We start from the raw sequence: 11087 nt of genomic DNA on the forward strand, positions 1-11087 counted from the left end.
CGGATCGGGTCACGCCACCGCGGACCGCGGCCCTCGGCCACCGTCCGCGGCACCGGCGTTCCCCTGCCGCACGTCAGGCCGCGTACAGGTCGAACGTGGACCCCCGGCGCGGGCCGGCCGGCACGTCGAGCGCCGGGTCCACCGTCAGCATCGCCTGGTGCAGGCGCTGGAGCTGCGGTGAGGGTTCCACCCCGAGGTCCTCGATGAGGCGCATCCGCAGCTTGCGGTAGACGTCCAGCGCCGTGGCCTGGCGGCCGGAGCGGTAGAGCGCCACCATCGCCTGCGAGTGCAGGCCCTCGTGCTGCGGGTGCCGGGCGATCAGCTCGGAGAGCTCGGCGATCAGTTCGGTGTGCCGGCCCAGGCGCAGGTCCACGTCGATGCGCCGCTCGACGGTCACCAGCCGGCTCTCCTCCAGGCGCATCACCTCGATCTCGAGGATCGGCCCCACGCGTACGTCGACCAGCGCCGGACCCTGCCACAGGGCCAGTGCCTGGCGCAGCTTGGCCGCGGTGCGTTCGTCGTCGCCCTCTTCGAAGGCGCTCTGCCCGTCGGCCACCAGCCGTTCGTACTCGTGGACGTCCACGCTCTCGGGGGCGATCTGGAGCAGGTATCCGCCGTGGCGCGTGGCGAGGACCTCCTTGGCCCCGTTCGGGTCACCCGGCCCCATGGCGGTGCCGAGCCTCCTGCGCAGCTGCAGTATGTAGGTCTGCAGGGTGGTGAGCGCGCTCTGGGGCAGGTCGGTGCCCCACACCTCCTCCATCAGGGTCGGTACGGGCATCACCCGCCCCGGGTAGAGCGCGAGCAGCGCCAGAATCTGGCGCGGCTTGCCGGCCGTCGGAACAATCGAGCCCCCGTTGACTTCGGCACTCAACGGACCCAGAACCTGAATCTTCACGGTTTCCTCCGCACGTCGTCGAGTTCCCATCGATTTCAAGCCTTCGACTGACGCACAGTAGCGGGACCCAGGGCAACACCCCCCATTTTCTTGAGCGTCTGTCGACCACACCTTGAATTCCGACGTTGGCGCATTTCCGTCAGACTGTTAGATTCCCTTGCGTGATGACCGCCGGAACGTAATTCCGCGCCCCGGCCGTGCAGGTCTTTCCGCGATTCCCACCGGATCGCTGGGAGGAGTGACCGATGGAATGGGACGCCCGTCCGAGCGAGGGCCTCCTGGACTTCCGCGTCCTGGGCCCCGTCGAGGTGCACGACCACCGGTCGGGTACCCGCATCGCGCCGTCCGGCGCCAAGCAGCGCGCCCTCCTCGCGGCCCTGGTCGCCCGGGCCGGGGAGGTGCTCTCCGCCGACCGGCTCATCGACGAGCTGTGGGGCGACCGCCCGCCGGCGGGCGCCGCCAACGCGCTGCAGGCCCATGTGGCGCGGCTGCGCCGGCTGCTGGCGCCGGCCGGCGGGGACGGTCCGGACGGCGCGGACGGCGCCGGCCGGGCCCGGATCACCACGCACCCGCTCGGCTACCTGCTGCGGCTCGGCTCCGCCCGTACGGACGCCCAGCGCTTCCACCGGCTCTCCGCGCAGGGCCGCGCGGCGGTCGTCGCCGACCCCGCGCACGCCGCCGAACTGCTGCGCCGCGCCCTGGAACTGTGGCGCGGGCCCGCGCTGGAAGGCAGCGGCCGGGGCCCGATCTGCGCGCGGGAGGCCGAGCGGCTGGAGGAGGGCCGGCTGACCGCCCTGGAGACGTACTACGAGGCGAAGCTGCGCGGCGCCCGGCACGAGGAGGTCACCGGGGAACTGGAGCGGCTCACGGCCGCCCACCCCACCCGGGAGCGCTTCTACGACCTGCTGATGCTCGCCCTGTACCGGTGCGGCCGCCGCTCCGAGGCCCTGGGGGTGTACGAGCGGGCCCGGCAGCGGCTGCTGGCCGAGATCGGGGTGGGTCCCGGGCCGGCCCTGCGGGACCGGATGGAGTCGATCCTGCTGCGCGAGCCGGGCCTGGAGCCGGCCGGCCCGCCGACCGCGGCCCCGCTCGCCGCCGTGCTGGACCTGGGCGGGGAAATCGCCCGCCTGCGGGCCCGCATCGAGGAGATCGGCCGCGAGCAGGAAGAACTCGTACGGCGTTTCACCCTCCTGTCCGAAGGGATGTCCGAAGGGACGTCAGGAGGGAGGAAGGAAGCACCGGCGGCGTTCTGACCGAATGGGTTCACCGGCCGCCACGCAATCCGGCATCCGGTTATCCGACATCCGGCACCGGCTCCAGATATTCTCCAGCGGCATTCCAGCCGGAGCGGAGGGGCGAGTGATAGCCGCAGAGGATATCCGCTTATCCGCCGTTCGTTTTTCGCGGCGGCCGAATGCGCACGCCGGACGGCAGCGGAAGGCACCGGAAGGCACCGGAGCGCCCCCAACGCCCCGGCGTCACACGCGGGCGAGCTCCGGCAGCACCAGGCGGCGCGGAGAGGCGCGGCCCCAGGGGAAGCCGTGGTGCAGGTGGACCGCCGGCGGGCGGGCGCCCTCGACCTCCACCGCGACCGCGGCCAGCACCTCCGGCACCGGCTCCATCTCCAGGAACCGCCAGCGCGTCGCCGAATCGTCGGCGGGCGGCCGGAAGCTGAGCACGCCCTGGTCCTCGGCGAGGGCGAAGACGAAGGAGTCGAAGGGCAGGGCCAGTCCCAGACCCCGGGCCTTGGAGTACGCCTCCTTCAGCGTCCACAGCCGCAGGGCCCGCCGGTCGCGCGGCCGACCGGGGGCGGCGCGCGCGATCCAGTCCTGCTCCTGGGGGGCGAAGGTGGCCACGATGTTCTCCAGGCCGCGCTCGCCGCGGTCCAGCCGCTCGACGTCCACGCCGATGCGGTGCTCGCGCGAGACGCCCAGCAGGTTGTAGGCGTGGGCGTGCGAGAGGTTGAAGTCCAGGGTGTCCGCGCCGCGCGGCAGTCCCCCGGCCGGCAGCTGGAGGAACGGCCGCCCGCGCGAGGAGCGCCAGATGATCGCCTCGGCCTCGGGGATGCCGGTCTCGAGAGCCAGCACCCGGCGCACCAGGGCGTGGGCGACGAGGTACTGGCGGCGGTCGCGTTCGAAGAGGAAGCGCCCGGCGACCTCCTGCTCGTGCTCGTCCAGCCAGTACGAGGCGAGGGTGGCGGCGATCCCGGGGGCGAGGTCCTCGTTGGGGCAGAACCACAGGTTGACCGGGCCGGGTCTGCTCCCGTCCGGGCCCGGGGCGGGCGCGGACGGCGCGGCGGGACCGGAAGGCGGAGTGGTCATGCCCGCTCCTCCTCGCCGCCCAGCCACAGCGGCGTCCGCAGGAGCGCGGAGGGGGGCAGCGGCACGGCCACGGCGCCCGCGCCGGGGGCCTTCTCCAGCGCGGCCCAGTCGACGTCGAGGCCCGACAGCCACAGGCTCCTGACCTGCTGCAGGCGCCCGGCCCGCCACAGCGCGGCGAGGTAGTCGGCCGTCTCGGGCACGGAGCCCATCTCCAGCGGGTCGCGGCCGCCGTCGCGCAGGTCGGCGTACGGGCCGCCGTCCGCGGCGAACCGCTCCAGGACGGCCGCGAGTTCGCCGGTGTCGGCGACGACCGCCGCGAAGCGGCAGTCCATGGCGGCGCGGCCGGTGCGCAGGGCGCGGGCGAGCGCGTCCAGCGCCGGCACCGGGCCCGCCCCGCGCAGCAGCGCGGCGAACCGGCGGGCGGTGGCGGCGAGGTGCGCGGGGGTGGGCGCCGACAGCACGAACAGCTCGGCGGCCGGGGCGGATCCCTCCGCCGGAGCGGGTCCCTGCGCCAGGGGCGATCCGGCGGCCTCGGCCCGCGCGCTGCCGTCGGCCTCGCCGGGCCCGGCGGCGGGGAGGTACTCCTCCAGGACCACGTGTGCGGCGCAGCCCCCGGTCCCGTACGCCCCGACCGACGCCCGGCGGGGCGCGCGGCCACCGCCCTGCCATGCCTGGGCCTCCGCCCGGCCCGGCCCGGGCACCAGGACCCGGTGGCTCAGCTGGAGCACGGCCCGGGTCAGCGCGACCAGCGCGGTCACCGCCCCTGCCTCGCCCACGAAGGGGCGTACGGACGCGGCGTCCTCGTGGACGGCGACGGCGGAGGCGTCCACCCCGGCCGCCCGCAGCGCCGCCCGCGCCACCCGCTGCCCGGCGGCGGCGGTCCCGCCTGTGGGGCCGCCGGCGGCCGGGCGGGCCCCGCGGCCGGGTCCGGCGGCCGGGCCGCCCGGCGCGCCGTGGCCGACGGCGCTGCCCCGGAGCACGCAGTGGACGGTGTCCCCGTCGGCCAGTGCCCGGGCCAGGGGCTTGAGCAGCAGGGCTCCGACGCCCTCCCCCGCGCCGGCGCGGCGGCTGGAGGCGTGCAGCAGCAGCCGGACACCGCCGACGAGCGCCGCCGCGCACTCCCCGGCACGCAGGGCGGCCGCCGCAAGGTGGAGGGCGACGAGCACGGAGGACTCCGCCGTGTCGACCGCCTGGCTGGGGCCGGTCAGGCCCGCCAGCTCCGAGACCCGGTTGGGCAGGCTCCACTGGCCGCCGCGGGGCAGCCGTACGGGCCGCTCGCGGGTCCAGCCGCGGGCGGCGAGGAGCGCGTAGTCGGCCGTCCCCGCACACGTGAACACCCCGACGCTGCGCGGTGCGCCGTCGGCGGAGGTGAGGGCGTCCAGGCGGCCGCCGGTGCATCCGGCGTCCTCGAGGGCTTCCCACGCCGTCTCCAGGAACAGCCGCTCCTGGGGGTCCATCAGGGCCGCCTCGGCCGCGTCGATGCCGAAGAACTCCGCGTCGAAGTCCTGGACGCGCTCCAGGTAGTGGCCGCGCTCGTCGCCGGGCCGCCCGGCCGGCGGCGCCCCCGCGCTGCCGTGCCCCTCGCGCGCCTGCCGCCACAGCGCGCCGAGGTCGCCGGCCCCGGGGTAGCGGCCGGCCATCCCGACGACGGCGATCGGTTCGGCGGGCGAGGGCCTCCCGGCGGGCCGCTCGCGCTCGCCGTCGGGCCGTTCGTGCGCGCTGTCGGGCCGCGGAAAGGCCACGGGGACCGGAACCGAGCCGCCGGTCCCGAGACCCGTACCGCCGGCCGCACCGGCACCACTGCCGAGGCCGGTCCCCCAACCGGCACCGCTCCCGCTCCCCATACCGCTCCCCGTACCGGCGCCGGTCAGCAGCGCGGCCGCCTGGGCCCGGTCCAGATGACCGTTCTTGAACCGGGTCAGGACTTCCTTCTCGTCCATCTGGACGCGCTCCTTCGTGGAGAAAGCGGCTTCAGCCGCGGCGGGCGAGCAGCACGAGTGCCTCGTCCACGCTGATCCGGTCCTCGCGGACCGCGTCCAGCAGGACGTCGAGGTCCCCCCGGGCCCCCGGACGGGGGGCGGGCTCGGGCACCCGGACGGGGGCTGCCTCGTGCCCCAGGGCGCCGGTGCGTACGGCGATGTAGGACGCCATGGCGGCGATGTTGGGGTGCTCGTAGAGCAGGACGGACCGCTCCTTCATGCCGAAGGTGCGGTTGACGGAGGCGATGAACTCCGCGCCCACGATGGAGTCGACGCCCAGCGCGTTGAACGGGGCGGTGGCGTCGATGTCCCAGGCGTCGCAGCACAGGATCGCGGCGAGCTGCTCCCGCAGCACCTGGGCGATCCGCTGCACGGCGGGCGCGGGCCCGGCACCCGCGGCGGACTGGTGTGCGGCGGGGGCGGGTTCCACGGCGGCGGCGAAGTCCGCCCCGGCACCGTGAGCAGCGCCGGCGGACGGAAACCCACCGGCGGACGGGAACGCGCCGGCGGACGGGAACGCGCCGGCGGTGAACGCACCGGCCGGCCGGTCCGCTCCGGCGGGCAGATCCGTACCGGGCCCGGCGGAGGCCCCGGCGGCCGGCCCGGCCTCGCCGCTGTTCATCGCCCGCTTGACCTCCCGCGCGAAGGACGCGGGGGTCGGGTAGTCGTACAGGTCGGTCGCCCTCACCCGCAGTCCGTACCGGCTGTTGACGACGGCCACGAACTCCACGACGAGCAGGGAGTCGAGCCCCAGGGTCCGGAAGGTCTGCTCGGGGTCGATCTTCTCCGCTTGGATCCGCAGGACGTCGCCGAGCACTCCGACGATGTCGTTGAGCACGTCAGCGGGATGGTCGTTCGTCATCGGTTGCTCCTCCAGGCCTTCAGTGGCAGACGGTCCGGTGTCGGTGGTCCGGCGCGCCGCCCGCGGGGCGGGCCGGGAGATCGGGTGCCGGCACGTCGGAGCGGAACTCCCGCACCACGCCGTCGGACACCAGCATCGGCAGCAGCAGCGACCACAGCCCGGAGACCCGGCGCTGGAGTTCGGCGTAGGGCATCGCGGTTCCGGCCATCGCCTCGATCCCGCAGGCCGCCGCGGCGACGAGCGACTCGACGCCCTCCCAGCCGTCCTCGACGCGCACTTCGCCCGCGTCGCGGGCCTGGCGCAGCAGTCCGCAGACCGCCGCGAGCCAGATCTGGTGGAAGTCGGCGACGGCCTGGGGGAGGCCGGCGCACTCCTTGGTGATGCGGAAGCTCGCGGGGATCGCCGGCTCCTCCCGCAGCGTGCGGGCCATCCAGTGCGTGGTGTCGACCAGCGTCTGGAGCGGAGAGAGCCCGGCGTCGAGCCGTTCGCGCACCGACTCGTCCAGCAGCGCGCGACCGCGCAGTTGGACCGCCTCCGCGAGCTCGTCCTTGGAGGCGAAGTGGAAGTACAGCGCCCCCTTGGTCACCCCGGCGAACGCCGCGATCCCTCCGAGCGTCGCGTTCGCGTAACCGTTGCGGTGGAACATCTCGGCCCCCGCGTGCACGAGCTTCCTGCGGGTCCGCTCCGACCTCTCCTGCACCGCGGCTCCTCCTCGGCCCCGACCTGTGGCTGTCCGCTCGCGCGGCCGGCCCTCCGGCCGGTTCGCGGCGTGCCGGACGTGGTGTGCGGGCATCTCAGCCCACGCGTACGAGTCGCTCGCTGCCGCTCTCCGCCACCCCCGCCGGGCTTTCGGGGCCCGCCATGAGGATGGAGCGCTGCAGTCTGCGCAGCGAGGCCGACGGCTCCAGCCCGAGCTCGCGCACCAGGACGCCGCGCAGCCGCTGGTAGACGTCGAGCGCCTCGCCCCGGCGGCCGGAGCGGTGCAGCGCCAGCATGAACTGGCCGTGCAGGTTCTCGTGCGTGCGGTACCGGCTGGCCAGCACGGTCAGCTCGGCGAGCAGCTCCCGGTGCCGCCCGATCCGCAGATCGGCCTCGATCCGCTGGTCGAGGGCGCACAGCCGGGTCTCCTCCAGCCTGCGGGTCTCCATGTCGAGCTGGATGCCGCCGTGCACGTCGGCGAAGGCCGGCCCCGACCACAGGGAGAGCGCCTCGCGCAGCAGCCGGGCGGCGCCGGGGAAGTCCCCCGCGTCCATGGCCCGGTAGCCCATCCCGGCGAGCCGGTCGAACTCGCGGACGTCGCTGGTGCCGCCGCCGCTGTTGAGCAGGTAGCCGCCGGGCAGCGTGACGAGCACGTCCTTGGCCGTACGCCGCCCCTCCCCGCCCTCGCCCTGCTCCAGGGCGGTCGCGATGAGGGTCCGCAGCTGGAGCACGTAGGTCTGCAGGGTGGTCCGGGCACTGCGCGGCGGCGTCCCCGCCCACAGCTCCTCGATCAGCGCCGACACCGGGACGACCTGGTCTGCGTGCAGGGCCAGCAGTGCCAGCACCTGTCGCGGCTTGGGGGCGGTCGGCGTGATGGAAACTCCCTGTTCCCGAACCGCCAATGTGCCCAGTACTTCGATGTCCACGCCGTACTCCCCTGTCCGTGGATAAGCCTGACTCAGTAAAAAACAGGACTGGCGGTTTGTCAATATGAAACCGACCGTGCTGTTTTTATTTCTTAGCCCATCTAACGAACGAGAAAAACCGACGCTGACCTGCACAGATACCGGCACGTGCGACGCTCTGCTTCCCGGCGACCCACTCATCAACCCCTCCAGAACGGACCGAGGGACAGCCAAAACAGACCGCAACGTCGGGCATGCAGGAGCCCCGGCCCTCCGCACCCACACGAAGGACCGGGGCTCGGGTGGCCGCTACCGCGGGCAGATCCCTTCACAGACGAGGTCCGCGAGAAGGGCCTCCGGTACGACCGTCGGCAAGAGCAGCCGCCAGAACCGGGTGACAGTGGAGGCCGAGAGCCATTCCGCCTCCCGCACCCCGAGCACCTCGAACCCGATGGTCGCGGCGACCACGGCGCTCACCACATCCGGGGCCGCCACCTCGGGGCGCAACTCGCCCTCTACATCGGCCTGCTTGAGCGTCTCCTCGACCCATCCCCTCCACCACTCACGCAGGTCCGCGTGCGGCGGGCGGGACATCTCTCCACTGAGTTCGAATCCCGCCCGCAGCACCACGTCCCCGCACAACGCACCGGCCAGCCGGTGCGTCACGTCGACGAGGAGCTGCATACGGCTCGCCCCGAGCGGGAGCACGGCCTCCGTGACGGCGAGCAGCCGGGCCAGCGCCGCCTCCTCCACCGCGTCAGTGAGTGCCGCCTTGCTTATGAAGTGGTGGTGCAGCGCACCGTTGCTCACCCCGGCTTGCGTACTGATCGCGGTGAGTGACGCCACCGCGAACCCCTCCCGGCCGAAGATCTCGGCCGCGGACCGGATCAGGGTGTCGCGCGTACGCACCGCGCGTTCCTGTTTGACCATCAACTGCTCCGATACTGCGAGGGGTTGCCGAGCCGGCGGAAAGGGCGGGGCCCGGGGGCGTCACGGAGCCGGCCGGAGGAAGCTGATCGCGGTGGCGGCCCCCACGCCACTCCTCACAGTCACACCGGGCCGGGACCCCACGACAGTGGTTGTTCTTTACACGCGCCACTGTAACAAACCGCACATGCGGTTTTGCTTCATGGACCCACCATTCTTTCCCACGACCTGAAAACAGGCGGATCCTCTGGCTACCCTCAGCAACAGCACTTGAGAATGGCTCGGGTTGCTCTCGACACACCCAGGGCGTGCGAGGACGCCTAGAGCGCGGCTAGAGTGAGATGGCTGCAACCGGTACGCCCCTGACCAGCGCGTATCAAAAAATGGAGGGCGAGGATCCGTTTTCTGTCCCGGCGGAGGCTTCAGTACCGCTAGAAATTAAACCGGTTGGTATGTATCTTTCCGGGCCAGAGGCACAGCAGCCTTCTCGTCAGCAGCCCAGGGGGAGCAATGTCTGCGAGCACGTATCACGTCGAACGCCCGACCGTCGCCGCCTACCAGGTGGCCCTCGCCGCGGAGTCACGGCCCGACCTGGCCTACCTCCGCTGTCCCACGCTGACGACCACCGTTCCGAAGGAGCTGGTGCACCGCGCGGCCGTCGCCGAGGTGATGCTCACCGACTGGCACCGCGAGGACGACCTCCGCTTCAGGGTGGAAGCGCAGTGGCCGCGCAGCCACAGCTTCTTCACTCCCATAGGCGGCGAGTACCACGACCCGCTGATGGTCGCCGAGACGATCCGTCAGGTCGGCGCCCTTCTCGGGCACGCGGAGTTCGGCGTGCCCTTCGGCCACCACTTCCTCCTGTGGGACTTCGACCTCACCATCGACCCGGAGTACCTGGACATCCGTCAGGCGCCCGCCTCCGTCGAGGTCGAGGTCTTCTGCTCCGAAGTCAAGAGACGGGGAGCCAACCTGACGGGACTCACCTACCACTCCGCCGTCCGGCGCGAGGGACAGCTCGTGGCCAGTGGGCGAATCTCCTACACCTGCATCAGCCCGACCGTGTACCGGAGGCTGCGCCCGGAACGGGTCTTCGGCCGCGACCACCGCCCGCTTCCCCTCACCGCCCCCACGGCGCCGCAGAACGTGGGCCGCACCTCGCCAGCCGATGTGGTGCTGTCACCCATCGGCGAGAGCAACCGCTGGCAGTTGAGGCTGGACGCCCGCCACCCCGTGCTCTTCGACCACCCGGTCGACCACGTGCCCGGCATGGTGCTTCTCGAGGCCGCCCGACAGGGAGCGGCGGCGGCACTCGGCTGCGACACCTTCCTCCCGCTCAGTATCAGCAGCGACTTCAAGCGGTACGCCGAGCTGGACGAACCCTGCTTCATCGAGGCCCACCGGCTCTGCTCGGACGCGCCCGGCGGGGGGCAGACAGTGCGCGTGACCGCCCACCAGGGGGGAGAGATCATCTTCAGCTCCCTCGTGACGGCGGCCCCGACCGCCTGAGACCGCCTGGCGCCGTCAGCTGCCGGTGAACGCCGCCAGATGCGCCCGGGCCCACCCTTCGAAGGATCCCGCCGGCCGGCCGGTGAGCTCCTCCACCGTGTCGTTCACTTCGGCCTTGGCTCCCTCACGTTGTCTCAGCGCACTGTGCAGCAGTGCGTCGACCACCGGCGCGGGATGGCGCTCGCTCCACAGAGCGCGCGCCTGGTCCGGCCCCATCTCTTCGAAGCGGAGCGGACGGTCCAGCAGCTCGGCAAGCTGCGCCGTCTGACCCGCCGCGGTGAGCGCGCGGGGGCCGGTCAGCGTGTAGGCCCGGCCCGAGTGCCCGGCCTCGGTGAGCACGCGTACCGCCACGTCCGCGATGTCGCGCGGGTCCACGCACGCATTCGCCGACGTTCCGTACAGCGCCCGTACGATGTGCTCCGAGCGCAGGGAGGCCGCCCAGGACAACGTGTTCGACATGAACGACCGCGGACGCAACAGCGTCCACTCCATGCCGGACGCACGCAGGAGTTCCTCGCTGCCGCGCTGCCATCGGGTGATCAGATCGTCGGCCAGCGGATCCTCGACGGCGGCGGCGGAAAGCTTCACCACGTGACGTACCTTGGCCGCCCGCGCGGCCCTGAGGAAACGGGCGTCCTGATCACCGGCGACTCCGGTGGTGACCAGGAAGACGCCGCTGACGCCGCGCAGGACCCTTTCCAAGGAGGCCGGATCACCGTAGTCCCCGGGGACGACCTCGACGCCGGGCGCAGCTCCTGCCGCCCTCGAGGGATCCCTCGTCAGGACGCGCACCCGGCTACCGGCGGGCAGCCGGCGCACCACTTCGCGTCCGACGGTCCCCGTGGCTCCGGTCACCAGGATCATCAGCGGCCTCTCAATCGGTCAGACATGCCTTACTGATCGTTTCAGAATGACGAGGCTGCTGAGCGGAGCCGAGTGCAGCTCTGTGTATCGGTTACGGGAGGCTGAGTGCTTCGGCCCAAACATCGC

10 protein-coding genes are annotated in these 11087 nt (G+C 72.8%); 2 read left to right on the plus strand and 8 right to left on the minus strand.

Going from position 1 to position 11087, the window contains the following annotated elements:
- Nucleotides 1-73: 73 nt before the first annotated feature.
- Complete coding sequence (locus AC07FY_RS32115) at nucleotides 74-895, minus strand: AfsR/SARP family transcriptional regulator (RefSeq protein WP_479013695.1); 822 nt, start codon at nucleotides 893-895, stop codon at nucleotides 74-76.
- Nucleotides 896-1140: 245 nt separating this feature from the next.
- On the opposite strand from AC07FY_RS32115, the gene AC07FY_RS32120 reads away from it, so the two are divergent.
- Nucleotides 1141-2148: an AfsR/SARP family transcriptional regulator gene (locus AC07FY_RS32120; RefSeq protein WP_479013698.1), complete on the plus strand. Its 1008-nt coding sequence runs from the start codon at nucleotides 1141-1143 to the stop codon at nucleotides 2146-2148.
- A gap of 225 nt (nucleotides 2149-2373) precedes the next feature.
- Here AC07FY_RS32120 and AC07FY_RS32125 read toward each other — a convergent pair whose 3' ends face one another.
- The 6 genes from AC07FY_RS32125 to AC07FY_RS32150 form a co-directional block, all read right to left on the minus strand.
- Nucleotides 2374-3216: a 4'-phosphopantetheinyl transferase family protein gene (locus tag AC07FY_RS32125; RefSeq protein WP_479013701.1), complete on the minus strand. Its 843-nt coding sequence runs from the start codon at nucleotides 3214-3216 to the stop codon at nucleotides 2374-2376.
- Nucleotides 3213-5156 (minus strand): beta-ketoacyl [acyl carrier protein] synthase domain-containing protein, encoded by a 1944-nt coding sequence (locus AC07FY_RS32130; protein WP_479013704.1) that lies wholly within the window; start codon nucleotides 5154-5156, stop codon nucleotides 3213-3215. The genes AC07FY_RS32125 and AC07FY_RS32130 overlap by 4 nt, the downstream gene beginning before the upstream one ends.
- Before the next feature lie 31 nt (nucleotides 5157-5187).
- A complete protein-coding gene (locus tag AC07FY_RS32135) occupies nucleotides 5188-6057 on the minus strand; it encodes a phosphopantetheine-binding protein (protein ID WP_479013707.1) in 870 nt (289 codons plus the stop codon).
- Between the two features lie 19 nt (nucleotides 6058-6076).
- Nucleotides 6077-6757 carry a ScbR family autoregulator-binding transcription factor gene (locus AC07FY_RS32140; RefSeq protein ID WP_479013710.1) on the minus strand — a complete coding sequence of 227 codons (681 nt, stop codon included), beginning with the start codon at nucleotides 6755-6757 and terminating at the stop codon, nucleotides 6077-6079.
- Between the two features lie 94 nt (nucleotides 6758-6851).
- Complete coding sequence (locus AC07FY_RS32145) at nucleotides 6852-7682, minus strand: AfsR/SARP family transcriptional regulator (protein WP_479013712.1); 831 nt, start codon at nucleotides 7680-7682, stop codon at nucleotides 6852-6854.
- Nucleotides 7683-7970: 288 nt separating this feature from the next.
- Nucleotides 7971-8570 (minus strand): ScbR family autoregulator-binding transcription factor, encoded by a 600-nt coding sequence (locus AC07FY_RS32150; protein WP_479013714.1) that lies wholly within the window; start codon nucleotides 8568-8570, stop codon nucleotides 7971-7973.
- A 528-nt stretch (nucleotides 8571-9098) separates the two neighbouring features.
- Here AC07FY_RS32150 and AC07FY_RS32155 point away from each other — a divergent pair.
- Nucleotides 9099-10097, plus strand: a complete 999-nt coding sequence (locus AC07FY_RS32155) for a ScbA/BarX family gamma-butyrolactone biosynthesis protein (protein ID WP_479013717.1) — start codon at nucleotides 9099-9101, stop codon at nucleotides 10095-10097.
- A gap of 15 nt (nucleotides 10098-10112) precedes the next feature.
- Here AC07FY_RS32155 and AC07FY_RS32160 read toward each other — a convergent pair whose 3' ends face one another.
- The gene (locus tag AC07FY_RS32160; RefSeq protein ID WP_479013720.1) at nucleotides 10113-10961 is read right to left on the minus strand and encodes an SDR family oxidoreductase; all 849 of its coding nucleotides are present in this window, start codon (nucleotides 10959-10961) and stop codon (nucleotides 10113-10115) included.
- Nucleotides 10962-11087: the final 126 nt, after the last annotated feature.

The organism is Streptomyces sp. NPDC045967 (assembly GCF_056430495.1).